The organism is Actinomadura sp. HBU206391 (genome assembly GCF_014323665.1).
GTDB lineage: Bacteria > Actinomycetota > Actinomycetes > Streptosporangiales > Streptosporangiaceae > Actinomadura_C.
In genome coordinates, this window is record NZ_JABVEB010000010.1 from 23,680 (window position 1) to 48,765 (window position 25,086).

At 68.4% G+C, this 25,086-nt stretch carries 24 protein-coding genes and 2 pseudogenes; 9 read left to right on the forward strand and 17 right to left on the reverse strand.

Going from position 1 to position 25,086, the window contains the following annotated elements; genetic code table 11:
- The first annotated feature begins 16 nt into the window (after positions 1 to 16).
- Positions 17 to 2,623 carry an ATP-dependent chaperone ClpB gene (clpB, locus tag HKK72_RS06755; RefSeq protein ID WP_187233379.1) on the forward strand — a complete coding sequence of 869 codons (2,607 nt, stop codon included), beginning with the start codon at positions 17 to 19 and terminating at the stop codon, positions 2,621 to 2,623.
- Between the two features lie 113 nt (positions 2,624 to 2,736).
- Here the strand turns inward: clpB and HKK72_RS06760 are convergent, their stop codons facing one another.
- On the reverse strand, positions 2,737 to 3,363 hold the full coding sequence (locus tag HKK72_RS06760) for a maleylpyruvate isomerase family mycothiol-dependent enzyme (RefSeq protein ID WP_187233380.1): 627 nt from the start codon (positions 3,361 to 3,363) through the stop codon (positions 2,737 to 2,739).
- Positions 3,364 to 3,633: 270 nt separating this feature from the next.
- On the opposite strand from HKK72_RS06760, the gene add reads away from it, so the two are divergent.
- Positions 3,634 to 4,641, forward strand: a complete 1,008-nt coding sequence (gene add / locus HKK72_RS06765; protein WP_187233381.1) for an adenosine deaminase — start codon at positions 3,634 to 3,636, stop codon at positions 4,639 to 4,641.
- 89 nt (positions 4,642 to 4,730) lie between these two features.
- Here add and HKK72_RS06770 read toward each other — a convergent pair whose 3' ends face one another.
- The 13 genes and pseudogenes from HKK72_RS06770 to HKK72_RS06825 form a co-directional block, all read right to left on the reverse strand.
- On the reverse strand, positions 4,731 to 6,752 hold the full coding sequence (locus HKK72_RS06770) for an HNH endonuclease signature motif containing protein (protein ID WP_261986611.1): 2,022 nt from the start codon (positions 6,750 to 6,752) through the stop codon (positions 4,731 to 4,733).
- A 350-nt stretch (positions 6,753 to 7,102) separates the two neighbouring features.
- Positions 7,103 to 7,630 (reverse strand): hypothetical protein, encoded by a 528-nt coding sequence (locus HKK72_RS06775; RefSeq protein WP_187233383.1) that lies wholly within the window; start codon positions 7,628 to 7,630, stop codon positions 7,103 to 7,105.
- A gap of 20 nt (positions 7,631 to 7,650) precedes the next feature.
- Positions 7,651 to 8,385, reverse strand: a complete 735-nt coding sequence (locus HKK72_RS06780) for a phytanoyl-CoA dioxygenase family protein (protein WP_187233384.1) — start codon at positions 8,383 to 8,385, stop codon at positions 7,651 to 7,653.
- 171 nt (positions 8,386 to 8,556) lie between these two features.
- Positions 8,557 to 9,351, reverse strand: coding sequence for an NAD-dependent epimerase/dehydratase family protein (locus HKK72_RS06785; protein WP_187233385.1), 795 nt, complete (start codon positions 9,349 to 9,351; stop codon positions 8,557 to 8,559).
- Positions 9,352 to 9,481: 130 nt separating this feature from the next.
- Entirely contained in the window at positions 9,482 to 10,048 is a 567-nt protein-coding gene (locus tag HKK72_RS06790) for a DUF4240 domain-containing protein (protein ID WP_187233386.1), read from the reverse strand.
- Positions 10,049 to 10,498: 450 nt separating this feature from the next.
- Positions 10,499 to 11,611: a hypothetical protein gene (locus tag HKK72_RS06795; protein WP_187233387.1), complete on the reverse strand. Its 1,113-nt coding sequence runs from the start codon at positions 11,609 to 11,611 to the stop codon at positions 10,499 to 10,501.
- Between the two features lie 147 nt (positions 11,612 to 11,758).
- A complete protein-coding gene (locus HKK72_RS06800) occupies positions 11,759 to 12,340 on the reverse strand; it encodes a DUF4240 domain-containing protein (protein WP_222720419.1) in 582 nt (193 codons plus the stop codon).
- 162 nt (positions 12,341 to 12,502) lie between these two features.
- Positions 12,503 to 13,036: a hypothetical protein gene (locus HKK72_RS06805; RefSeq protein ID WP_187233388.1), complete on the reverse strand. Its 534-nt coding sequence runs from the start codon at positions 13,034 to 13,036 to the stop codon at positions 12,503 to 12,505.
- Between the two features lie 142 nt (positions 13,037 to 13,178).
- Positions 13,179 to 13,760 (reverse strand): GNAT family N-acetyltransferase, encoded by a 582-nt coding sequence (locus HKK72_RS06810; protein WP_187233389.1) that lies wholly within the window; start codon positions 13,758 to 13,760, stop codon positions 13,179 to 13,181.
- Positions 13,761 to 13,821: 61 nt separating this feature from the next.
- A complete protein-coding gene (locus HKK72_RS06815; protein WP_187233390.1) occupies positions 13,822 to 14,007 on the reverse strand; it encodes a DUF397 domain-containing protein in 186 nt (61 codons plus the stop codon).
- Positions 13,998 to 14,348: pseudogene (locus tag HKK72_RS42670) on the reverse strand (DUF5753 domain-containing protein). The gene HKK72_RS06815 and the pseudogene HKK72_RS42670 overlap by 10 nt, the downstream one beginning before the upstream one ends.
- Before the next feature lie 23 nt (positions 14,349 to 14,371).
- Positions 14,372 to 14,782 (reverse strand): annotated as a pseudogene (locus tag HKK72_RS42675) (Scr1 family TA system antitoxin-like transcriptional regulator); the annotation flags it as partial.
- Positions 14,783 to 15,260: 478 nt separating this feature from the next.
- The gene (locus HKK72_RS06825) at positions 15,261 to 15,416 is read right to left on the reverse strand and encodes a hypothetical protein (protein ID WP_187233391.1); all 156 of its coding nucleotides are present in this window, start codon (positions 15,414 to 15,416) and stop codon (positions 15,261 to 15,263) included.
- 323 nt (positions 15,417 to 15,739) lie between these two features.
- Here HKK72_RS06825 and HKK72_RS06830 point away from each other — a divergent pair, with 323 nt between their 5' ends.
- The 4 genes from HKK72_RS06830 to HKK72_RS06845 all read left to right on the forward strand — a co-directional run bounded on the left by HKK72_RS06830 (position 15,740) and on the right by HKK72_RS06845 (position 20,620).
- On the forward strand, positions 15,740 to 16,855 hold the full coding sequence (locus tag HKK72_RS06830) for an RNA ligase (ATP) (RefSeq protein WP_187233392.1): 1,116 nt from the start codon (positions 15,740 to 15,742) through the stop codon (positions 16,853 to 16,855).
- A gap of 184 nt (positions 16,856 to 17,039) precedes the next feature.
- On the forward strand, positions 17,040 to 18,635 hold the full coding sequence (locus HKK72_RS06835; protein WP_187233393.1) for an alkaline phosphatase D family protein: 1,596 nt from the start codon (positions 17,040 to 17,042) through the stop codon (positions 18,633 to 18,635).
- A 186-nt stretch (positions 18,636 to 18,821) separates the two neighbouring features.
- On the forward strand, positions 18,822 to 19,982 hold the full coding sequence (locus tag HKK72_RS06840) for an NYN domain-containing protein (RefSeq protein ID WP_187233394.1): 1,161 nt from the start codon (positions 18,822 to 18,824) through the stop codon (positions 19,980 to 19,982).
- A gap of 68 nt (positions 19,983 to 20,050) precedes the next feature.
- Positions 20,051 to 20,620: a tetratricopeptide repeat protein gene (locus tag HKK72_RS06845; protein WP_187233395.1), complete on the forward strand. Its 570-nt coding sequence runs from the start codon at positions 20,051 to 20,053 to the stop codon at positions 20,618 to 20,620.
- Between the two features lie 19 nt (positions 20,621 to 20,639).
- Here the strand turns inward: HKK72_RS06845 and HKK72_RS06850 are convergent, their stop codons facing one another.
- Positions 20,640 to 21,269 carry a hypothetical protein gene (locus HKK72_RS06850; RefSeq protein ID WP_187233396.1) on the reverse strand — a complete coding sequence of 210 codons (630 nt, stop codon included), beginning with the start codon at positions 21,267 to 21,269 and terminating at the stop codon, positions 20,640 to 20,642.
- Between the two features lie 50 nt (positions 21,270 to 21,319).
- Between HKK72_RS06850 and pyrE the strand changes: the two genes are divergently transcribed.
- Positions 21,320 to 21,856 carry an orotate phosphoribosyltransferase gene (gene pyrE / locus HKK72_RS06855; protein WP_187233397.1) on the forward strand — a complete coding sequence of 179 codons (537 nt, stop codon included), beginning with the start codon at positions 21,320 to 21,322 and terminating at the stop codon, positions 21,854 to 21,856.
- Positions 21,857 to 22,045: 189 nt separating this feature from the next.
- Here pyrE and HKK72_RS06860 read toward each other — a convergent pair whose 3' ends face one another.
- Both HKK72_RS06860 and HKK72_RS06865 read right to left on the reverse strand, forming a co-directional pair.
- On the reverse strand, positions 22,046 to 22,477 hold the full coding sequence (locus tag HKK72_RS06860) for a hypothetical protein (RefSeq protein WP_222720422.1): 432 nt from the start codon (positions 22,475 to 22,477) through the stop codon (positions 22,046 to 22,048).
- 51 nt (positions 22,478 to 22,528) lie between these two features.
- Complete coding sequence (locus tag HKK72_RS06865; RefSeq protein ID WP_315987117.1) at positions 22,529 to 23,230, reverse strand: DedA family protein; 702 nt, start codon at positions 23,228 to 23,230, stop codon at positions 22,529 to 22,531.
- A 180-nt stretch (positions 23,231 to 23,410) separates the two neighbouring features.
- On the opposite strand from HKK72_RS06865, the gene fbaA reads away from it, so the two are divergent.
- Together fbaA and HKK72_RS06875 are read left to right on the forward strand one after the other, a co-directional pair.
- A complete protein-coding gene (gene fbaA, locus HKK72_RS06870) occupies positions 23,411 to 24,433 on the forward strand; it encodes a class II fructose-bisphosphate aldolase (RefSeq protein ID WP_187233399.1) in 1,023 nt (340 codons plus the stop codon).
- A 150-nt stretch (positions 24,434 to 24,583) separates the two neighbouring features.
- Positions 24,584 to 25,030, forward strand: coding sequence for a helix-turn-helix domain-containing protein (locus tag HKK72_RS06875; RefSeq protein WP_315987118.1), 447 nt, complete (start codon positions 24,584 to 24,586; stop codon positions 25,028 to 25,030).
- Positions 25,031 to 25,086 lie beyond the last annotated feature (56 nt).

A 25,086-nucleotide genomic window follows, 5' to 3' on the forward strand; every position in this document is an offset into this window, starting at 1 on the left:
CAGGGAGGGGACAGGCGTGGACTACAAGCTGACGCAGAGAAGTCAGGAGGCCGTGTCCGCCGCCGTCCGGCGGGCGGCCACCAAGGGTAACCCGCAGGTGGAGCCGGTCCATCTGCTGGTGGCGCTGCTCGGCCAGGCCGACGGCATCGCCGGCCCCCTGCTCGAGGCCGTCGGCGCCGACGGGCGGGCGCTGCGCCGCCAGGCCGAGGAGGCTCTGGCCGCCCTGCCCAAGGCCGCGGGCTCGACGGTCGGGGCGCCGCAGTACTCCCGCCCGTGGCTCGTCGCCATCAACACCGCAGCCAACCGCGCCAAGCAGCTCGAGGACGAGTACGTCTCCACCGAGCACCTGCTGGTCGGGCTGGCCGACAACGAACGCGACACCGCCGGCGCGCTGCTGCGCAAGGCCGGAGCGACTCCGAAGGCCCTGCTGGACGCGTTCGAGAAGGTCCGCGGCCATGCCAAGGTGACCAGCGAGAACCCCGAGGACACCTACCAGGCGCTGGAGAAGTACGGCGTCGACCTCACCGAGCACGCCCGTGAGGGCAGGCTCGACCCGGTGATCGGCCGCGACGCCGAGATCCGCCGGGTCGTGCAGGTGCTCAGCAGAAGGACGAAGAACAACCCGGTGCTCATCGGCGAACCGGGCGTCGGCAAGACCGCCGTCGTCGAGGGCCTGGCACAGCGGATCGTCGCCGGCGACGTTCCCGAGTCGCTGCGGAACAAGCGACTGGTCTCGCTCGACCTCAGTGCCATGGTCGCCGGCGCGAAGTACCGCGGCGAGTTCGAAGAGCGGCTCAAGGCCGTACTGGGCGAGATCAAGCAGAGCGACGGCCAGATCATCACGTTCATCGACGAGCTGCACACCATGGTCGGGGCGGGCGCGGCCGAGGGCGCGATGGACGCGGGCAACATGCTCAAGCCCATGCTGGCCCGCGGTGAGCTGCGCATGATCGGCGCGACCACGCTCGACGAGTACCGCGAGCGGATCGAGAAGGACCCCGCGCTGGAACGCCGGTTCCAGCAGGTCTTCGTCGGCGAGCCGTCCGTCGAGGACACCATCGCGATCCTGCGCGGGCTCAAGGGCCGGTACGAGGCGCACCACCAGGTGCAGATCGCCGACTCGGCGCTGGTCGCCGCCTCGACGCTGTCCGACCGGTACATCACCGCGCGGTTCCTGCCCGACAAGGCCATCGACCTGGTCGACGAGGCCGCCTCCCGGCTGCGGATGGAGATCGACTCCCGCCCGGTCGAGATCGATGTGCTGCAGCGTGCCGTCGACCGGCTGAAGATGGAGGAGATGGCGCTCTCCAAGGAGTCCGACGACGCCTCCAAGCAGCGACTGGAGCGGATCCAGCGGGATCTCGCCGACAAGCAGGAGCAGCTCAACGCCCTCGTCAGCCGCTGGGACCAGGAGAAGGCCGGGCTCAACAAGGTCGGCGAGCTCAAGAAGCGGATCGACCGGTTGCGCGGTGAGGCCCAACGCGCCCAGCGCGACGGCGACCTCGAGACCTCAGCCCGCCTCACGTACGGCGAGATCCCGGAGCTGGAGAAGGAACTCGCCGCCGCCTCCGAGGCCGCGGAGAACCGCGAGGCCATGGTCAAGGAGGAGGTCGGCCCCGACGACGTCGCCGAGGTCGTCTCGTCGTGGACGGGCGTGCCCGTCGGCCGGCTGCTCGAGGGCGAGACCGGCAAGCTGCTGCGGATGGAGGACGAGCTGGGCCGCCGGCTCATCGGCCAGTCCGCGGCGGTCGAAGCCGTCTCGGACGCCGTACGGCGGGCCCGCACGGGCATCTCCGACCCCGACCGGCCGACCGGCGCGTTCCTGTTCCTCGGCCCGACCGGTGTCGGCAAGACCGAGCTGGCCAAGGCCCTCGCCGACTTCCTGTTCGACGACGAGCGGGCCATGACCCGGATCGACATGAGCGAGTACGGCGAGAAGCACTCCGTCGCCCGGCTGGTCGGCGCCCCGCCCGGCTACATCGGTTACGAGGAGGGCGGGCAGCTCACCGAGGCCGTCCGGCGCCGTCCGTACGGCGTGGTGCTCCTCGACGAGGTGGAGAAGGCCCACCCGGAGGTCTTCGACATCCTGCTGCAGGTGTTCGACGACGGACGGCTCACCGACGGCCAGGGCCGTACGGTCGACTTCCGCAACACCATCCTGATCATGACGTCGAACCTTGGCTCGCAGTTCCTGGTCGATCCGACGTTGGAGAACGGCGTCAAGCGCGATGCCGTGATGACCGCAGTGCGCAAGAGCTTCAAGCCCGAGTTCCTCAACCGGCTCGACGACGTCATCATCTTCGACGCGCTGACCACCGACGAGCTCACCCGGATCGTCGATCTCCAGGTGGACCGGCTGGCCGCGCGGCTGGCCGACCGGCAGCTGGCGCTGACCGTCACCGAGGCCGCGCGTGAGTGGCTGGCGGTCACCGGCTACGACCCGGTGTACGGTGCCCGCCCGCTGCGCCGTCTCGTGCAGAGCGCGATCGGCGACCGGCTCGCCCGCTCGCTGCTGTCCGGCGAGGTACGCGACGGGGACGAGGTGGTCGTCGACCTCGACGAGGCCGCCGACGCCCTCACCGTCGGGCCGGCGCAGCCCGCTGCGGTCTCGTTCGACAAGTAGCGCTGCTAACACACACTCCAGCGCCGTTCAGTGTCGGGAAACGCACCACGAAGTCGCCCGTCCGTGGTTCGTTCGCCGACACTGAACGGCGTTCTGGGCTCATCCGGCGGAGATCATCGGGCGGAGAAACGTGCGCTCGGCCCGCCGCGCAGCCGCCCCTCCGGCAGGCTGCGGCCGCACAGCACGAGCAGCAGATCCTGGGCGGCGCCGCTCAGCGGCGCCCCCGACCCGTAGGACCAGTCCAGGTCGTCGGCACGCAACTCGATGCCGTCCAGATCCACTCCGAAGTACTTGACCTGCTTCGGGCGAACGCCTCGCAACACGATGCCCAGCCGATCCTCGGGGACCTTCCGGGCCAGGCCCAGAGCGACCGTGATGTCCAGACCATGGATCACGTCGTGGGACAGAGCGCCCTCGAAACCGCCCCCCGGTGGCTTCCACGGGTGCGTCGCGTTCTCGCGCAGCGAGCCGAGGAGTTCCTCGGCCGGCAGTAGTGCCGCGTCGCGGCGGGCGGACCGGTCGGCCATCCGGTCGAAGTTCCCCCGCGCTCGTACGAGCTGCCACAGAAAACCGGGCAACGAGGACCGAAACGGCATGGTCATGTGCGCCACGACCTCGCGTACCCGCCACCCGGCGCACAGCGACGGCGCGTCCCATCGCTCGGCCGGCAGTTCACCCAGCAGGGCCGCGAGGTCCCGGCGCTCGGCCGCGATCGCCGCTCGTACATCCGTGTCCCGCATTCGATGCCTCCTCTCGCGGATCCATCGGCACGGATCCGCCCTCGCCCCCACCGACGAACGGGCCGCCCGCCGACCGACATCGTCACGGCACCGTCATCGGGCCGCCGGGCCGCCGGGCCGCCCGGCCGTGAGGGCCGCGCGTGCGCGATCCGGACCTGAAGGCCGAGGCCGTTCTCGACCGGTGCGAATGACGGCTTGACGCCCGCCCCGGGTCACCGATCTGCTGACGGATGGATTCCGACAACGAGCGGATCGGTCTGAGGGAGTGGCATGGACGACTTCATCGCGGGGCTGCCCAAGTGCGAACTGCACCTGCACATCGAGGGCACGCTGGAGCCGGAGCTGAAATTCCGGCTGGCCGAGCGCAACGGCATCGAACTTCCGCACGCGACGGTCGAAGAGGCGCGTGCGGCGTACAGCTTCGACAGCCTCACCTCGTTCCTGGTCGGCTACTACGAGAGCATGGACGTCCTGCGAACCGAGCCGGACTTCTACGATCTGGCGTACGCCTATCTCGCCAAGGCCGTGTCGCAGAACGTGCGCTACGCGGAGATCTTCTTCGATCCGCAGGCGCACACGTCGCGAGGCGTGCCCTTCGACATCGTGATCCGCGGGCTGCGGCGGGCGATCCTCGACGCCGAGCGTACGCTCGGCATCCGAGCGCAGCTCATCATGTGCTTCCTGCGCGACCTCTCCGCGGGGTACGCCATGGCGACGCTGATGGAGTCGCTCCCGTACCGGGAATGGATCGTGGGCGTCGGGCTCGACTCCGACGAGCGTGGCAACCCTCCCGTCAAGTTCGAGCAGGTCTTCGCCCGTGCCCGGCAGGAGGGTTACCTGCTGACCATGCACTGCGACGTCGATCAGGAGAACTCCGTCACGCACATCCGGCAGTGTCTCGACGTCATCGGCGTCGACCGCATCGACCACGGGGTGAACGCGCTCGACGACTCGTCACTGGTCGAGGAGATCCAACGGCGCGGGCTCGGCTTCACCGTCTGCCCAGTCTCGAACGGCTTCGTCACCGACGGGATCAAGGCCGAGGAGATCCGGCGCATGCTCGACCTGGGCCTGCGGGTCACCGTGAACTCCGACGACCCGGCCTACTTCCTCGCCTACGTGACCGAGAATCTGCAGGCGGTGCACCAGGCCCTCGACCTGACCACCGGCGACCTCGCCCGGCTGGAGCAGAACGCCTTCGAGATCAGTTGGCTGCCCCGTGCGGTCAAGGACGGCTACCTCGCCGAACTCACGGACTACACCCGAACCCAGGGGTGACGATCCCGCAGCCCCGTCGGAACAGAACGTCGACCCGGCCGGGGGCTACATCCGGGACGGCTCTAGCGGGGACCGAGGGTGCCGTTGTTTCAGGCGGCCCAGAGGGGTGGTGTTCCGGGTGGGCTGTGTTCGTGGATTTCGCGGCCGTCTGGTGCGGTGGCGGTGGTGCTTCCATCGGGGTCGAGGCGTATCTCCCAACCCCAGCTGTGCACGGCGATGAGGTGGTGGAAGCTGCACAGCGTCAGCAGGTTCCACAGTTCGGTGGGCCCGTCCTTCGACCGTGGGACGATGTGATGGACCTGCGACAGCGACGCCGGATGGTCACACCCGGGGAAGCGGCACCGCTGGTCTCGGCGCCGCACCGACCTTTCCAGCGCGGCAGGCACGGTCTTGTCGTCTTTTCCGGCGTCGAGGACGATGCTCGGGCCGGCGAGTGGGCGGTCGAGGAGGCGGGTGCGTAGGTACGAGGCGAGCCCGCGGGGCCCGGAAAGAACTTGGATGGCCCAGCGGAGCATCCCGGCCTGCAAACGGGAATAGCTGCCTGCATCCAACGGTCGCCGTGCATGCAGGCAGCTACCCGGATCGCATCCGCATCCGATGTCAGTGCAGGTGGCGCCCGTCGTGGACTGCGGTAAGCAGTGGGTGAGCCATTGGTCGGTCATGGCGTTAAGGGCGTCGTAGTCGATGTCGGCGGTCACGGTGGGGGTGATGGTCGAGTCGCAGGCGAGTGCGGCGGCCAGGGTATTGCTGATGGCGCCGATGCCCTCCAGCACCGCGCCCTCGTCCAGTCCCGGCAGTCTCGGCTGAACCGGACCCGGCGGGCGCATCGACCGGTCGGCATCGGACGCACCGACCCGTTCACTGCCGAGTCCACTGCCCGCATCAGGGACGAGTCCATCGTAGGCGCGGACGAGGTGACCGCCTTCACGGCCATCGGCCGGTCCGGCGTCCAGGCCATCGACCGGCCTGGTGCCCGGTTCGGTCACCTGGCCGGTGTCGGAGTCGGTGTCGGAGTCCGACTGAATGCCGCGCTGGGTCGTTTCGGTGTCGGCTTGTGCGTCGCCCTCGGCGTCGGTCTGGTGCGCATGGCCGTTATCCGGATCGGTGTTCACACCGGTGCCGGTCTCGGCGTCGGCCTGGATGCCGTCTGCGGATGCCGACCCGGACGGCGACCCGGACGCCGACCCGGACGGCGGCTCAGACGGCGGCTCAGACGGCGGGTCGTTCGTACGGCCGTCGTCGTGGAGGAAGAGGTCGTTGGTGGTGTCGCCGTGGAAGCGGCGGCGGGCCAGGTTGGCGGCGGTGTGCTCTATCCATTCCCGTTCGGCTTGGCGGGAGCCGGGGAGGTTCCGCAACGTGGCCAGGTCCATGTCGACCTTCACCTGCGGCTTGGACCCACCACGTTCCGGAAGCAGATCGGAGGCGGCCAAGCGGCGCATGGCCTCGACCAGGGCGTCGTGGCGGCGCTGTGTCTTGGTGCGGGTGTCTTCCGGGCCTTGCCTCACCGCGAGCGCCTCGATCACCGTCTCGGCCAACGCCGTTCCCTCGGCGGTCAGATCCCCATTGAGCCGACCCACCCCACCCAAAGTCTTCGACAGCGTCAGGTTACGTTCGGCATCCCGCCGGGCCTCCTCATCCTCCAGGCCATTCGGACGGAGCCGGCGGAGAGCGGCGTTGTGGATCTCGACCAGATCACCGAGTTCGGCGCCGGAGCGGGCGGCCTCGGTCAAGATGTCCTCGACAGTGTCGCGGTCGGCCGGTTCGAAGGCCTTCACCAGGTCGGTGATCGACTGACCCACCGACTCGGCCACCTGCCCGTCGGAGAGAGACTGGTGGACGTGCGCGTGACCAAGCTGCCGCAACGACCACCCCACCGCCCGCCGACCCGCGGCCGGCGTACAACGGGTGAACCTCGCCAACCACGCCCCCACCGAACGCTGCCCATCCGCAGCGGGGCCATTGGCGGCATGGAACGCACCGATCAAGCTCGCGTATGCGGCACTTTCCTTGGCCTGCAACCGCGACCACGCCTGTAATAACTCGGCCTGCGTCGACACCGGCAAAGTCGGCAGATCCTCACCATTCAGGAAATCCCACGCCGCCTCCACCATCGCCAACGCCTCCACCGCACATGACGGCGAAACCACAGCACAAGGTTCAGACACCAGTGGCTCCAACGCAGGTGAGGGGTGGAAGTGGGTCGGATGCTTACGACACCTAATCTATCGCACTGATGTTCGAATGGCAATGGGAAATCGATGAATCCAAAGCTCCGGCAACGCAGCTCGTTTAATCTAATTGGCGCATATTGCCACAAATGCACCAACGTATATATTTTGCACGTAGGCGAACGCGCTTGGCACATGGCTGCATTACCGCCACGGTCATCACGGTGGAGGCCTCGGCGCGGCCGCCCGACGAGCGTGGACCGCGAAGTGAACAGAACGTCGACCCGGCCGAGCTACGCCCAGCAGTCGAAGTTCCAGTGTTCGGGCAGCATGGCGCCGCACAGGTCGCAGAAGAAGTAGCGGTCTTTGACCACATTGCGCTCACCGCACCCCGGGCATCGGCGGAACAGCAGCTTGTCGGTGAAGTCGCCCGGGTGCGGCAGGCCGGCCCGTTCGAGGGCGCCCGCCACCGCGGGCCAGCAGTCGGGGTCGGGGCAATAGCCCGTCGACTGATTGCTGACCTGGGCCACCGACCACTCGCCGGCCGTACCCGCGAAACGCACCTCACCCGCGGCGAGTACGTCCCGGCCGCCCGCGCACGCGACGTGCTCACTGCGTCGTGGCGCCAGCCGGAGCAGCCCATCGAGGCCGACGACGAACGTGAACGGCTCGTCGAGATCCTGGACGCCACCGCGACCCTTCAACCACCGGTCGAGATCCGCCTGGCAGCCGATGACGACGGCCTCGCCACCGGGACGGACCTCATCGGAGAGTTCGGCCGGACCGACGTAGCGGTACCGGCGCCGGGGGCCTCCGGCCACAGGGACACCTCGACTCCCGATCAGCCCGCGATGAGTCGGACGGGATCGTAGTCCAGCCAGGGATCCTGCAGGAACTCGCGCCAGCGCGGGTCGTGGCCCGACCGCTTGACCCGGAAGTACAGAGCCCGGCGTACGGCATCGGAGGTGTTCCCGCCGATGTTGTGGCCGAGCAGATAGTGGGCGAGCAGCACGTCGCCGGCCCGGCCGTGGATCCGCTCGGGCTCGGGGAGCGTGATCGGCGGATAGCCGGCCGCTTCGAAGAACGCGTCGGGGCCGTGCCCGCGGAAGTACTCCGCGTGGGTCAGATGGGTGCCCGGCCACACCCACAGGTTCCCCTCGTCGTCGCTGAGCTGGCCCGACATCAGCACCCCGACGAGCATCGTGAACGTCCCTGGGCGGCCGTCCGGCTCGCACGGCGAACCACCGTCGAGGTGGTGCGAGCCGGGTCGGTGCGGGAACGGAGGAATGTTCAGGGCGATCTGTACCTGCCACGGCACGTCCAGGGTGCCCGGGCCGGTCAGCGCCTCGGCCGTCGAGAAGACCGGGGTCTCCGTCAGCACGTTGAGCAGCGATGGCGCCTTGTCGGTTTCCGGAAAGTAGAAGTGCGGGCCGCGAACACCGGCACCCGGCGGATCACGCTCGATCGTCTCGTCGATGAACTGCGACGCGGCCGTCACCAGCTCCGGCGGCACGGCCTGCGGCAGCAGGAGGAACCCGCGTTCGGCGAAGTCCTTCAGCTGTGATGAGCTCAGCACCCTGTCGACACTAGGTCGACCATTCGGCGATCGCGAACGATTATCCGCACGCCCGCCACGCCACGCCGTGCCATTCCACACCACGCCAACCTCCGCCGGACGACCCGCACGGGTCGCACGGGTCGCACATTCGACGGCCGACAAGGGCGGTCGCGGCGCACGTCGCGCCGATCAGGACGTGATGTGCCGGAGGGTGTAGTCGGCGGCCGCGTAGTCGCCGCCCTGCGGCCCCGGCCCGGCGAAGAACGCGTCGGCTTCGGGGAACCGGTCGGCATAGCGCTCGGCGTCGTCCTGTGGTGTGTAGCCGATCTCGTCGGGCAGTTTCCAGAAGCGGCGGGAGTTGGCCGAGACGGCGTAGTGCACGGCGAAGCCGGCCTCGGGCGCGGTCAGCGAGGCCAGCACGATGCCGGCGCAGTCGCGCGGGCTCAGCCACGTCGCCAGGTGACGTACCTCGTTCGGCTCGTCTTCGAGGCTGCCGATGCGCAGGCACACCACGCGCAGGCCGAACTTGTCCGCGTACAGCCGTGCCAGCGCCTCGACGGCGACCTTGCTGACGCCGTACATGCCGTCGGGCCGCGGCGGCATCTCTGGCGACACCGTCTCGGAGGTCGGGTAACAGCCGGTCAGCCGGTTGCTGCCGGCCAGCACCACACGCCCGACGCCGGTACGCCGTGCCGCCTCCAGAACATGGTGAGTACCGAGCACGTTGCCGTGGAGCAGTTCGGGGAGCGGAGCCTCGTCGGCGACGCCCGCGAGGTGGATCACCGCGTCGGCCCCCTCGACGACCTCTGCCACGACCTCGGCGCTCGACAGGTCGACCTGGCGTACGACTTCGACGGGCGACTCCGCGGTCAACGGCGCTCGGTCGACCAGGACCAGCCGTTCCACCTCGGCGCGCAGCGGGGCGCGCAACGCGGACCCGACCAGCCCGGCGGCGCCTGTCATGACCACGGTTCCAAGAGACATGGCGGGCACTCTGCCACCCGCCGCCGACAGAACCGAAGAGAAGCGGCCGCTCAGGAAGATACCGGGCGCTTCAGGGGACCAGCCGCTGAGCGAACCGCGCGTACAGAACCGCGCGTACAGAACCGGGCGCTCAGAGGAACAGTTCGGCGAGGCGCGGAAGGCGCCTGCGCATCTCGTCCTCGTCCTCGAAGTCCCAGTTCTCGCCCGTCGGCGGTTCGAGACGTCCGGGCCGTGGCAATGCCTCGTGATAAGCGTCGTAAGAGTCGGTCTCGCCCTGCCGGCGGCCGTAGGCGATGCGCGACACGTAGTTCATGCCCTCGCAGCCGATCCAGCCCTTGTCGTCGTGGGCCATCCGGTTCACGACGGGCAGCTCGGCGAGCGAGTCGGGATCCTCCAGCGCCCGCGTGAACGTGTCGCGTCCGAGGAGGATCAGACCGGCACGGAAGTCCATGAAACCGTCGTCGCCGCACCCTCCCTCGATGAGGTAGGCCGCTCCCCACAGCGAATACCGATAGGCCGAACTCCATATTTCGGAGAACGTCCCCCCGAACGCGATGATCTGCTCCGGGGGAAGCGCGGCGAGCTGGTCGACCAGGTGGGGAACGAGCGGGTCGTTCGGCGGGTCACGGTCGTCGGCGCGGTCCCCCGCCGATGCTCTCGCGCGCTCGACGAAGCCCCACCACGCGTCGATGTCCATCGCGGCCCTCCAGCGAGATCGGCCCCGCAGCGATGCCGGTCCGTGGATCCCGTCGCCAGGGCTACGGCACACCGTACTCCACATGGTGATCTTGCATGCGCCCTCCACCCGGGAACGGGCGTCCTACCCGCCGCGACGGGCGGAGCAGGCCTCGTCAATCGGCGATGAGGGCCTGACGGCGGCGGGGCGGGTGAGAGCAACTGGTCGTACAGCTGCAGGATCTGCAGCCAGTCCCCGGCAGTGGCCGGCACGTCGCTGTGGACGGCGTTGATCGCCGCCTGGATCTGGTACGGGCGGGGCCGGTCACGCCGGAGACACCGCCGTACGATCTCCTGGCACACGGCGACGAGGCTTCGATCCAAGCGACCGCGGTCCTGGTCGGCACCTCCGAAGGGATGCCATCCCGCGTCACCGTGCCTACGGTCGCCGATGGCCGGCAGCGGTCGGGCGCTATTTCTCGTCCCCACAGGTGCGCAGGAACGTCCCTCCCTGGCCGAGATGGTTGGTGACGAGGTAATCGGCGCCGGCATCCTGCTGGGCGCGCCACCATGCCCGCTGGGCACTTCGATCGCACTTCTGCGCCCAGGGTCGACGCGGGCAGGAGGCGAACTCGCCCGGCGACTTGTTGCTGCCGAGCCGTTTCGTGCCGTCGGGCCCTCCCCAGATCCGCACCTTCAGCCCGGCGTCATGCGCCCTCCGCACGACTTCGTTGAACGCCTCCTGCTCCGATTCACTGATCTTGCCGTTCTTGTCCCGGTCGGCGCAGTCGGCCCAGGCGCCGTTCAGCATGGTGTAGTGCTTCGCGCGTTCCCGGTCGTACCGCGGGTTGGCCGGATCGAGTTCCAACGGAAGCGAACAGTCCTTGCCCAAGGTGCCGTAGAAGAAGACCCCTGGCGGCTGCTTGCCCATGCTCGCTCCCGGAGTGCCGTCCGGGATGATCACGTGTACGCCGGGAGGCAGCCCGCGGGTCTCATCGAGGATCTTCTGATAGACACTGTCATCGCCGTGCTTGACCTCCAGGATGAGCTCGAACGGCTGGTCACGACCCTGGTAGATCTGTCCCCCGTTCTTCGCGGCCCGCGCAATGAGCGGGTCGACGTAGACGTCGCGGAGCGTTCCCCGGGACCGGTCGGTTTCATCATGCTTGAGCTGGAGCCGGCCGTTCTCGTCGAGCCAGACATCCGGTTCGACGCTCGTCGCGCCGTTGCCGAGCGCGTCCTCGAGCGGGTTGGCGTTCTCGTAGTCGTTGTGGGCGTGGAGGCGCTCGACCCACGCGCCGCCGGGGTCTGGGGTGCAGACGGGTTTCGGAATCGGCGGCCGGGAGGGTGATCTGTCCGGTATCGCGGCCGCACCCGGCAGCTCCACGCGGCCGGAGTCCCCAGCCCGCAAGGCCGGACAGTCCGCGCCGGCCACCCTGCAGATCGCGGACTCGCAGGCGGCCACCACCTTGGCGCCGACATCGCTGACCAGCACGGCGCTGGAGATGAGAGCGATGAGAGCGACCACCGCGATGTACTCGATCGGACCCGAGCCTTGCTCGCGAGGCGTTGTCGATCGTCGCATGTGACCCAAGGGTGGCTATCGGGAATCGGCCGGCGGGGACTCGTGGCTTCTTCTTCAACGATGTCAGGGTGCGTGCACGATCGGGCAGAGACCCAGGACCCAATCCGGGCCCAAGCCGGGAACCCGGACGCTCAGGGAACCGGACGCTCAGAGAAACAGCTCGGCGAGTCGAGGAAGGCGCCGGCGCATCTCGTCGTCGTCCTCGAGATCCCAGCGCTCGCCCGCCGCCCGGTCCGGCCATCCGGGGGTGGACATCGCCGCGTCGTAGGAGTCGGTCTCACCCTGTACGCGTTCGTACGCCGTGTGGGCTGCGTGGTTCATGTCCTCACAGCCGATCCAGCCCCCGTCGCCATCGGCCATTCGGATCACCACGGGCAGGTCGGCCAGCGAGTCGGGATCGTCGACCGCGCGGGTGAAGGTCGTACGGCCGAGCAGGATCAGGCCGGCGCGAAAGTCCATGAAGCCGTCGTCGCCGCATCCGCCCTCGATGAGGTAGGCCGCCGCCCACAGCCGCCACTGGTGAGCCGAGCGCCACACCTCGGAGAACCGCCGCTCGAACGCGATGATCTGATCGGGCGGCAGGGCGACGAGCAGATCCACCAGGATGTCGACCAGCGGATCATCGGGCGAATCGCGGTCGTCGGCCCGTTCGCCGGCGGCCACACGCGCTCGCTCGATGTGGCCCCACCACTCGTCGACGTCCATGGCGTCGGCCTCCACGTCGCTCATCCCCTCATCGGAAGTCGGCGGTCAGGGCTGTGGCCCGGCTCGTCACCGGGGCCGCCGTCGGCGATCATCTCGCGCCGGTGATCGGCCACACGGAGGGCTGTGCGACGAGCATGTGCTCTCCAGCGCCTGCTTGGCCGTCACCGAAGGATCGTCGTTTCGCCGTCAACCGCGTTCGAGATGGACGCGACCACCGCTGAAATGCCGGATGGCTTGGTCCAAGCGGTCTGACAAGGCGATCGAATCGCGGAAATCGAACCAGAACTCCGCTCCATGCCGAGCCGCGCTGGCCCGCAATCGAGCCGCATGCAGAGGATGACCGCCCACCAACTCGTCGGTATCGCATATCTGGATCATCAGGTACCGGGAATTGGCCTGTAGGAGCCATATGCGGCGCACCTGATCCCAGGGGATCATCAAGTCGTATCCGCCGGGCGAGTCGAACGCCCGGACGCGGATACCTTCGATGTTGAGCACCGGTGGGTGCCGCAGCCTGGCCTCCACCCTCCGAAAGAGGTACAGCGCGACGAGCAGCGGTACGCAGAGCATCACCGGGAGCAAGGCATACCCCGCTCCGGAGGCCAAAGTCATGGGGACCAGCGTCACCAGCGACAAGAGAATGCAGGCCACGAGCAGTGCTTGGATCGTGCGCACTCGCGAGAGGCTCACGGGGATCCGGTACTCGTCGGCGGTGTGCATCGCCGCAGTCTAACGATGGCCCCCGTTCGAGTTACTCGATCGGGCCCGAGCCATGCGCGTGCGTACACAGTGGGGCCCAGAGACCCAGACCCCGATCCGAATCCATGCCGGGAACCGGGCGAGCGCGCTGGGAGCGGACGCTTCAGCTCGACGGGATCTGGTCCGGTTCCCTGTGATGGCACCACGTCAGGAGGCTGACGCGGCGACCGTCGCGCTCCTTGATCACGGGGTGGTCGCCGGTGAGCCGGAAGCCGGTCGCGCGGGCGACGGCGACGCTGGCCAGGTTCTCCGGGTCGATCCGCAGGACGACCCGGCGCATCGCCAGCACGTCGTAGGCGTAAGCGGTCATCAGCTCGACCGCCCTGGCCGCCAGCCGTTGCCGACGGTGCCGTGCGCCGATGCCGTAGGCGAGTTCCACCTCATGGTCGTCCGCATCGGGGCGGAAGAGCAGGATCTCGCCTTGAGCGTTCCGCCCGTCGCTCGTGATCGCGAGCTGGATGCCCCGACCGGCGGTGCGATCTTCGCGGGCCTTGGACAGGTAGGCCTGTGCGACCGCGAGGTCGAACGGCGAGGACAGCGGCGTCCAGCGGTGGATCTGTGGCTCGTCGAAGAGCTCGACCAGCACCGGCAGATCGTCGTCCGCCCATTCCCGCAGGTGGAGCCCATTACCCGAGATCTGGATGGCAGGAGGAAAGCCGTTCTCTGTGCTGTCCTGTGCCGTCATGGGCCGATCCTGCCCAGGTTCGACACTGGAACGTCAAATCCGCCGAGTCGCTCTGACGGCGTCAGCCCCGCTTGATCTTCGTGGTGAAGGCGCGCCAGGCCTCGGGCTCGAACGTCAGGGCCGGTCCGTCCGGGTTCTTGGAGTCGCGGACGGCCACGACCCCGAGCCGCGTCGCCACCTCGACGCAGTCCCCGCCATTGGGACCACTACGGCTGCTCTTCCGCCAGACGGCATCGGTCAGGTCCATTTCTCGTCCGCCGTTCTCCTGATGAGTTGCAGGGACTCACGCTGGGGCAGAGCACACGCCTGGATGGATTCCCAGAGATCGGTGAGGATCTCAAGGTCCTCTGGATTGCGTGCAAGCTCGCCTCGTACGGCCGTTTCTACGTACGCTACCTCACCGTTTCCGGCTTTGAGAGAGGCGATTACGAAGGGGCTGAGGGTGCCAGGATGCACCCCATGCGGGACCACTCGAATGGTGATCCGAGGGGATGACGCAGCCTCGATCAGTTACTCAAACTGCTTCCGCATGGTCTCGGTGTCCCCGATGGGGCGCAGCAGCACGGCCTCATCCAGCACGCACCGCAACTTGGGCGGAGGCGGCTCTCTCTGGCCAGAAGCTCCTGTCGCTCCAGCCGGGCCGCGACCGCCTCTTCGTCGCCGTCCAGTACCGCGTGGGCGTAATCCCTGGTCTGCAGTAACCCATAGACCACTGATAGCTGGAACGTACGCAGAACGGTGGCCTGGGCTTCGATCTTGGGCCATTCGCCGAACCAACTCGGGAAGCGGTCGGCCTTGCGCCAGTCCAGCAGCCGCGACAGCGCACCGCCGGTGTTGAGCGCCTCATCACAGATCTGTGCGAAGTCGGCCGAGGCGGGCAGCTGACCGGTCTCGATACCGCTGATCAGCGACTCGCTGAAATGGATGAGCTCCCCGAGCCGGGTCTGGGTGAGACCGGCCGCGAGCCGGTAATGCCGCAGTTCACGACCCCAGATCGCCTGCGGGCCGTACGGTTCGGTTATTTTCGATCCTCCGCGTCCGAGTTCAAGCGCTCCAAGGCCGCGCGGTCGACCCCCAAGCCCATTTCACTTCGTGACGAAACTCCTACGGAAAGTAGCTTGCACTGGTCACGCTGGGGTTCCACGCCGATCGCGGAAAGTGCGAGGCGCAGCGACAACTCGAAGCCGTGAACACGGCCCGCCGGTCACTTCGGCAGCTCACCGGCGATGCCCGACGCCAGACCGCATCCGTCCTCGCGGCCCTCGACGACCAGACCAGCAAACTCATCCAGCAGGTACGCAGCCTCAAGTCATCCGAGAGCAGCCGCGCCCGATCGGCTGGTGAGGCACGTGGGCGACCACTCCCCGATCTTCCAGGCGACACCTCCGACCTCATCCGGCGAGTCCTCAGCGAAGCCGAGCCGCCGACCGCACCGCCAACGCCGACGCCACCACGGCCCGTACACCAGCCCCCTGCCGCCCGGACACCCGTCACCACCGTTCACCCGGTGAAGCCCAGGACGACCGTGGCACCTCCGAGGCCGAGGCCGGAACCGGTGAGGGTCATCTCACGAGGCAGAGCATCGGCCCCGCCCACGAGCGAATCCCGCCGCTCGGCCGGCGGACCGTCACGCCTTCCCGCTGCGGGGATCCGCACGTGGCCTGACGATCCACGGCAGGCTCCAGAAGATCGGGCACGCCGCCTCGTCCCTGGCGACGGCTCCAATCCCGGTCGCCGACGCGAGCCCGATCGCATGGGCCCGGACGGCCGTCCGCCCGATCCTCCCGCCACGGACGGCCACTCGAGCCCACCGGTGGACGTTCTCGGAGACGCTCGCGGATGTTGCCCCGGAGGCATGGGACGGAACGTCCGTCGCGACCGGCGGGGCACGGGCGCAAAATGCGTTGCCAGCGACTCCAGCGGTCGTCACCCTTACCGGAACGGCAGGGGAAGACCGGAACCCCCACGAAGGGAATGACATGTCCACGCTGCGGGTCACCGCGGAACGGCTGACGATCCACCCCCACGACAATGCGGACGCGCTCGAGCTTGCGCAGGTCGGGCTCTACCGGGCGGTCGTCGCCAAGGGCGAGTACAACACCGGCGACTGGGCGCTCTACATTCCCGAAGGCTCACTGCTGCCCGACGACCTGATCGAGGAACTCGGCCTGACCGGCAGGCTGGCCGGCTCGCAGAAGAACCGGGTCAGGGCCGTACGGCTGCGCGGCGAGCTCTCGCAGGGCATCGTGTGCAGTCCAAAGGCTGTGGACGACGTCGACCTGGCCGCAGCGCACGCGGAGGGCCGGAACTTCGCGGCCGACCTCGGAGTCACGAAGTGGGTGGCGCCCATTCCCGTGCACATGGCCGGTGAGATGCTCCCCGCGCCCGACCTGATCCCGTGGATCGAGATCGAGGACATCAAGCGCTACCCCGCCATCTTCGAGCCCGGCGAGCCGGTCGTGGCGACAGAGAAGGTGCACGGCACGGCGTGCCTGTTCACCCTGGCGCTCGACGAGCGTGGCACCGCCTCGAGCGACGACGGCTCGGTGCCGGGCGACTACTTCGTCTCCTCCAAGGGGTTCGGCTCCAAGCGGCTCGCCATCGCGCACGCGGACACGAACCTGTACTGGCGCGCGATCGAGAGCTACGGCGTGCCGGCCGTGGCCGCCCGGATCGCCGAGTTGTTCGACACCGAGCGGGTCGGCATCTTCGGCGAGGTCTTCGGCAAGGGCGTACAGGACCTGGGCTATGGCGCGTCCGGTGGCGGCGAACGGCCCGGCTACGCCGTCTTCGACATCGCCGTGCAGGTGCCCGGCATCATTCGCTGGCTGGACCCCGGCGAGCTGGCCGACGTGCTCGCGAAGATGGAGCTGCCCGCCGTACCGCGCCTGTACGAGGGGCCGTACGACCAGGCGGCGCTCATGGAGCTGGCGACCGGCCACGAGACCGTCTCGGGCACGTCCGCGCACCTCCGCGAGGGACTGGTCGTCAGGTCGGCCACGGGTCGCTACAGCTCGGTCACCGGCGGCCGCGCCATCGCCAAGTTCGTGTCCCCGGCCTACCTCACCCGTAAGGGCGGCACGGAGTACGAGTGACGACGCCGGAGGCATCCTCGGCGGAGCGTCTGACGGGGCGAGAACCCCGGGCGCTCCGCCGACCGGCCGAAGATCATCGCGCGTGGTCGGTGGCCTGAACGCGACGTGAACGCGGGCGACGGCTCCAATCCCGTACCCCCCGGCAGGTGGACGCAGCCGCCTGGGTCGGATAGAGATGCCCTCTATGACGCGTTTGGTGCTAGGCCCCCTGCTCCGCCATGTCGACGACCGTGCCGCAACGGTCTGGGTGGAGACCGAACAGCCGTGTGAGGTGCGCGTTCTCGACTCCACGGCGCACACGTTCACTGTGCACGGTCACCACTACGCCCTCGTGGAGATCGACGGGCTCGAGCCCGGCTCGGACACCCCCTACGAGGTCGCGCTGGACGGTGAGAAGGTCTGGCCCGAGCCGGAGTCGAACTTCCCGCCCAGCCGGATCCGCACGATCGACCCCCGCGACGAACTGCGGATCGCGTTCGGATCGTGCCGCCGGTCGCCTGCGGCCGAGACCGCCTACGGGGTCGACACGCTGATCGCGTACGCGCACCGGCTCGCCGACGGCGGCGAGAGCGTCAACTGGCCCAGCGTGCTGCTCATGATCGGTGACCAGGTGTACGCCGACGAGCTCGGCGACAAGATGCGGAAGTTCATCACCGAGCGGCGCGGCGACGAGGCGCCGGAGGGCGAGCTCTCCGACTTCGAGGAGTACTGCCACCTCTACCAGCTCGCATGGGGCGAGGACGAGGCGGTGCGATGGCTGCTCTCCACCGTGCCGAGCCTCATGATCTTCGATGACCATGATATCCGCGACGACTGGAACACCTCGCACACGTGGCGCCAGGAGATGTGGTCGCAGCCGTGGTGGGAGAAGCGCATCGTCGGCGGGCTCGGCACGTACTGGATCTACCAGCATCTCGGGAACCTCTCTGCCAAGGACCGGGCCGAGGATCCGCTGTACGCGAAGCTGCGGGCGGCCGGCGACGGCGGTGAGTTGCTGGACGAGTTCGCCGAGTGCGCCGACAAGTCCCCCGAGACCACCCGCTGGAGTTACGCGCACGACTACGGCGACACCCGCCTGATCGTGGTCGACAGCCGCAGCTCCCGCGTGCTCACCCCGGACCGGCGGGCCATGCTCGACGACGGTGAGCTCACCTGGTTCGAGGAGCAGTGCGCGGGCGACTTCGACCATCTGCTGATCGGCAGCTCCCTGCCGTACCTGCTGCCCGCCTCAATCCACCACGCGGAGGCCTGGAACGAGGGGGTGGCCGAGGGCGCCTGGGGCCGGCGGGCGGCGCGCCTCGGCGAGAAGATCCGGCAGGGCGCCGACCTGGAGCACTGGGCGGCGTTCGAGAGATCGTTCCGTACCGTCGCCGAGGACATCATCAAGGTGGCCGGAAGAGAGCAGGGGAGCGCACCGGCCAGCATCGCGTTCCTGTCCGGCGACGTGCACTACTCCTATCTCGCCCGCGTCACCGCGCCCTCGATCGGGACCCCGGTCTCCCAGGTCGTGTGCTCACCGCTGCGCAATCCACTGGAGCGGAAGTTCAAGTTCGCCCAAAAACTCGCGTGCAACGGCGTCCTCACCGGAATGCTCAGGTCACTCGCCCGCAGCGCCAAGGTCCCGAGGCCACCGCTCAGGTGGCGGATCACCAAGGGACCGTGGTTCGACAACGCGATCGCGACGGTCAAGATCAGCGGCCGCGTCTCCATGGTCATCTGGGAGACGCCCGACGCGGATACCTCGCTGACCGAGCTGGGCCGCGCCGAACTCTCGGCGTGAGCGGACCAGCCGTGTACCGTCGCTCCCGCCCATACTCCATACTTTCCTGGAAGAGTGACGAATCGCCGTATTGGCTTACGGCCGTTTGAGACTTCACTACGCTATGGATGCCCGGGGTCCTTCGATGGCTCGCGTCTACCGCTCAGTGGGTCGAGATGGTCTCGTGTTGACGAAAGGCGGTGTCGCGTGGATCGCAGCGCGCTGTTCGTAGATGCCGGCTACCTGCTGGCTGACGGCGCGATGGCGGTGCACGGAACCCGCCATCGGGAGACCGTGTCGTGGGACTTCGGTGGGCTGCTCCAGCTGCTGAGCAACCTGACCCGTGAGCGCACCGGGTTGCCGCTGCTCCGCTGCTACTGGTACGAGGCCACGATCGAGGGCCGCCGTGCCTCCGAGCACGAGGCACTGGCCGACCTGCCGGGCCTGAAGCTGCGTCTGGGACGCATCCGGCCCGGCCGCCGTGAGGGCGTCGACACCGAGATCCACCGCGACCTCACCACGCTGGCCCGCAACGGCGCCATCGCGGACGCGGTCGTCGTCAGCGGCGACGAGGACCTCGCCCAGGTCGTCTCCGACGCCCAGGCCCTCGGCGTGCGGGTGACGCTCGTGCACGTCTCGGTCGACGGCAACTGGACCATCTCGCGGGTGCTCCGCCAGGAGTGCGACGACCTCATCGAGATCGGGGCCGGCCATCTGCGGCCGTACGTCAACGCGCTGACCGGGGCCGACAGCTCGTCCGGCCCGCTGTCCAACGGCCACTCGACGCCCGCGAACTCGCCGATCGGCCCGCTCAAGACCGGCCCGCACAGCGGCCCTCCACCCGGGTCGCCGATCACCGGCCAGCCGCACCGGTCGCACATGTCCATCCCGGCACGTGTCGGTCCGCCGTCGCACACCGCCACCGGTGCACCGCCGAACCCGTCGACCACCGGACCGATGCACGCCGCGCCGACCCCCGCGCAGACGTCGGCGCCCGTACACTCCCAGGCTCCGTCGCACTCGCAGAACCTCGGGTCGCAGTACATCTCGCCGCCGCCACAGCAGCACGGCCCCTACACCGGCCCTCAGCAGATCGCCCCGGTGCCCGTACAGCAGAACGCGCCGACCCTGTCGGACGCGGTCAAGTCCGCGCACCAGGAGGGCCAGGACTTCGGCGAGTCGGTCGCCAGGGACGCGCCGGCGCTGTGGCTCGAGGCGGTGCTCGCCCGCAAGCCCCGGATGCCCTCCGATCTCGAGGCCAGACTGCTGCAGGGCTCCTCACTGCCCATCGACTTCCTACTCCACGACGAAGTGCGACACGCGCTTCGGCGGGGGTTCTGGGACGCACTCGAACGTTCCCGACGGTAGAAAGTGCGGAATTCCGATCATCCGTAATCGCCCGCTTCGCCGGGCGACTGGCGGGTAGCGTCTAGGGCGTGACGCATGTTACGGAAGACGATCTCGACGACCTGGAGTTCGACACACTGCGCACCGGCGATCACACGTCGGCCGCAGAGCGACTCGCCACGCTGGCGGAGACCGTGTCGGGTGGGGTGTCCAGGGCAAAGGTGCTGCTACGCGCCGGCGAGCAGTGGCAGCACGCGGGTGATCATGCCAAGGCGGCGGTCCTCTATCGGCAGGCGATAGAGGACGGAGGCGAGACGTACGGGGATCCGCGCGCCTATCTCGCCGACGCCCTCTTCGAGCTGGGCCGCAAGGATGAGGCGCAGTCGCTGGTCGAGGAGATCCGTGCCGACGTCCCAGGCGATCCCGAGGTCTATCGCACCGTCGCCGAGGTGCTCTACGAGCAGGGCGATGTGTCGGGCACGTACGAATGGGCCACGGCCGGAGCCGACGTCGTACTCGCCATCCGCGACCGGGGCGACCGGAGCTCGGCCGAGGACAGCCTGGAGGCGCTGCTCCGGCTCCGCTACCGGGCCCGGGTCGACCTGGGCCAGCCCGAAGACGACTACGACACCCTCTTGGACGACCTCCTCAAGAACTAGCGAGCGGAGCAGGCGCCTCTCAGAGGGCCGCGATGAGGTTCCGCAGAGCCTGTGCGGTGCTGACGGGGTCCTCGCCCTGCCCGCCCGCCAGTTCACGCACCGGCCAGCCGCGTAGCCTCGCCTGGCGGGCCTGCAGCTCGTACGGCTCGGACGTTCGCAGATAGCCGCAGGGGGCGTCCGGCCAGTCTCCCCGCAGTTCCCCGGGTGCCGGGAACTCCGCGTCGACGAAGACATAGCCGCCCACCGTGCGATGCGCCGCCCGCTGCGCGAGGCCGAGCGACGGCAGCAGGGCGCCGGCGGCGTTGTGCGCGACCAGGACGAGCGGCTGAGCGGGCAGGTGCGCCGTGATCTCCATGGCGGCGCGGGCGACATAGCGACCCGTGCTCGGCGGCCGCTGAGCTCGGCTGTGATCGCCCCCATGGGCGTGGTCGTGATCGGTGCCGTGAGCGTGGCCGTGATCAGTGTTGCGAGCGCGGCCGTTGGCGACGCCTTGATCGGCCCTGTGCACGTAGCCATGATCGGCGCTGTCGTCACGGAGGTCGGGGACGACGACATCGGTCCCGTAGGAGCGGAGCGTCTCAGGGATCGCTCCCCAGACCGCCGCGGTGGCGAGGGGGCCGTGCAGGAGGACCAGCGTGCCGGGCGTCATGGTCCAACCCTGCCATTACCCCGCCCAGGCGCCCCGCATAGGCTTCGTGCGTGACCGATCGCGAGGACCTGCTGAACGCAATCAAGAGCAAGGCCGTCGTGCAGGGCGACTTCGTCCTGTCGTCGGGACGCAGGGCGTCCTGGTACGTCGACCTGCGCCGCATCACGCTGGACGGAGCGTCGGCTCCGCTGGTCGGCCGGGTCATGCTCGATCTCACCGCCGACCTCGACTACGACGCCGTCGGCGGGCTCACGCTGGGCGCCGACCCGGTCGCGACGGCGATGCTGCACGCGGCCGCCGCCCGTGGACGGCTTCTCGACGCGTTCGTCGTGCGCAAGGCGGACAAGGTCCACGGGCTGCAGCGGCGCATCGAAGGCCCGGACGTGGCCGGACGGCGTGTACTCGCCGTCGAGGACACCTCGACGACCGGCGGCTCGGTGCTCACCGCCGTCGAGGCTCTGCGTGCCGCCGGGGCCGAGATCGCGGGAGTCGCGACCATCGTCGAGCGCGGCGCGGCCGATCGCATCCGCAGTGAGGGCCTGGACTACCGCTCGGCGTTCACCCTGGAGGATCTCGGCGTCGCCTGAGCCGGGCCGTACGGCGTCGCCGCAGGAGGGCGATCCGCGCGATCGATCCGCGCGCGGATCGATCCGTACCGCGTTGATCCGTACCGCGTTGACCTGTCCGACGGTCGCACCTACGGCGGTGCCGCACGGCCGAAGATCGCTCGGGTTCCGGCCTGGCCGCGATCGAGCCGGCCGGGCGGTCAGATCAGGTCACTGTTTGGCCACGTGCCACTGGCCTCTCTTACCCGGCCTGCTCTTCGCCTGCCGCTTACCGTAGATGTACACGTCCACAGCGCTGCCGTCGGTGACGACGACATCCAGCGGGGCTTCGTCGTACTGCCGGATGTCTCCGGTATTCAGTACGCCGTCCTCGAGCACCTGAGAGGTGTTCCCGGAGACGGTGACGTACACCCTGGTCGGCGCGCCGGTCACCTTGATCACAAGCGATTGCTGGGTGGCAATGCTCGATCTCGCTGGAGAACTGGCGGATTTGGTCCGAGCCGAGGCATCGGACTTGCCGGTTGCCGGAGTCGCCTGAGGGGTGCTGCTCGGTGCCGCATCCGAGGTGAGCGCGCCGAAAAGCGCGAGCCCACCAACGATGAGGAGCACCAGAGCAAGCACCACGGCGAGCACTGCGATCATTATGCGCGCGTGACCGCGAGGATCCGGCCGATGACGTCCCACATGGGGAGGTTAGCGGGAACTGTCACCACTCAGCGACGGACGCGACGCTTCCGAGTCGTTCTTCTCCGGATCGTTGCCACCAGAACGCCGTCCCCGTAGGACCTCACGGAGTACTGGAACGATCGAGGCGAGCACCGCGAGAGCCACCACCGGAAGCACGAACTTGTCGATGCCCTCGACGCGATTGCCCAGGTAGTGGCCGAGTAGGACGATCGACTCGGTCCAGATGATCGCGCCGACGACGTTCCAGATGAAGAACCGGCGGGCGCTCATCTCGAGCATTCCGGCGAGCGGGTTCAGAAAAGTCCGAACCACCGGGATGAAGCGGGCGAGCACGACCGCCTTGGCGGGGCCGAACTTGTTGAAGTAGTGCTCGGCCTTGTCGACATGTTCCTGTCGGAACAGCCGAGAATTCGGACGTTCAAACAACTTACGACCATAACGGGCACCGAGATAGTGGCCGAACTGCGCGCCGGCGATCGCGAAGAACGGCGCCGCGATCAGCAGCATGGGCAGTGAGAGCGGTTCGATCCCCACCCCCTTCGCGCCCGACACGGTCGTGAAGAGACCGGCGCTGAAGAGGAGAGTGTCGCCGGGCAGGAAGAACCCGATCAACAGACCTGTCTCAGCAAAGATGATCAAGAGAATTCCGACCACGCCGAAGGCGGTGATGAGCGAGGTCGGGTCCATCCAATTCACGGCGAGATCCACATCCCGAGCGTACCCGCCAGCGGGGCACGTTTCCGCCCGACGTGAACTTCGGGATACTGGGACGGAGGGCGACACCCTGCGCCCGTCTTGTGCTGCCTGGAGCCTCACTGCATGGGAGCGCCGGCGCGCTGAAGTCGTGCCGGCCGGCACTGTGGACAAGCGCTAGAAAGGATGTTGAAGATGCCGATCGCGACCCCAGAGGTCTACGCGGAGATGCTCGACCGCGCCAAGCAGGGCGGCTTCGCCTATCCCGCGATCAACGTGACCTCGAGCCAGACCCTCAACGCCGCGATCCGCGGCTTCGCCGAGGCGGAGAGCGACGGGATCGTCCAGGTCTCCACCGGTGGCGCCGATTACCTGTCCGGCTCCACGGTCAAGGACATGGTCACCGGGGCCACGGCCCTCGCCGAGTTCGCCCGGGTGGTCGCCGACAAGTACCCGGTGAACATCGCTCTGCACACCGACCACTGCCCGAAGGACAAGCTCGACAGCTTCGTCCGGCCACTGATCAAGATCTCCCAGGAGCGGGTCGCGCGCGGCGAGGCCCCCCTGTTCCAGTCGCACATGTGGGACGGCTCGGCGGTGCCGCTCGACGAGAACCTCGAGATCGCCAAGGAGTTGCTCGAGGAGTGCGCCAAGGCGAAAATCATCCTCGAGATCGAGATCGGCGTCGTCGGCGGCGAGGAGGACGGCGTAGCCCACGAGATCAACGAGAAGCTCTACACCACCACGGGTGACGCGCTGGCGACCGCCGACGCTCTTGGCCTGGGCGAGAAGGGCCGCTACATCCTCGCGGCCACCTTCGGAAACGTGCACGGCGTCTACAAGCCGGGCGCCGTGAAGCTCCGCCCCGAGGTGCTCAAGGAGATCCAGGAGGCCGTCGCCGGGAAGTACGGCAAGGAGGCCCCGTTCGAGCTGGTCTTCCACGGCGGCTCCGGCTCGTCACTTGAGGAGATCCGCGAGGCGCTCTCGTACGGTGTCGTCAAGATGAACATCGACACCGACACGCAGTACGCCTTCACCCGCCCGATCGCCGACCACATGTTCCGCAACTACGAGGGCGTGCTGAAGGTCGACGGCGGCGTGGGCAACAAGAAGCAGTACGACCCCCGCTCGTACGGCAAGAGCGCCGAGGCCGGCATGGCCGATCGCGTGAAGACCGCCTGCGAGAACCTGCTCTCCGCCGGCACCAGGATCAAGTAGCCGGCCAAGCGCGTACAACTGCATGATCACGCCAGCGAATCTCCTGCCGTGATCATGCAGTTGTACGCGAGGGCTCGTCCGACACCCCGCGAGACCCCTCACGGCCGGTGGATGAATTGCGTCATGCAACTCGGCGCCTACCATGAAGGCGTGCTTCCCCGGACGTACCAGACCCAGAACTGCTCGATCGCCCGAGCCCTCGAGATCGTGGGCGATCGATGGACGATGCTCGTCATCCGCAGCGCCTTCGAGGGCGTGCGACGCTTCGACGACTTCCAGACCGCGCTGGGCGTAGCCCGGAATGTACTGACCGACCGCCTCGGGCGGCTCTGCGACGAGGGCATCCTGCGGCGGCATCGCTATCAGGAGCGACCGGACCGCTATGAGTACCGCCTCACCCGCAAGGGTGTGGAGCTCTGGCCGACGATGATGTCGCTCATGTTGTGGGGCGACCGGCACTACGCGGAGAACGGTCCCCCGGCGCTCATCACCCACCGCGGCTGCGGCGGCGGACTCACCCGGGGTCTGACCTGCGACGCGTGCGGCGCGTCTCTCCAGCCGACCGATGTCGAGGTATTCCCCGGCCCAGGAGCCTGAAAAACAAGGGTTGCGTCACACAACTAACCCGTGTGGAATAGGTTGCATGAAACAAC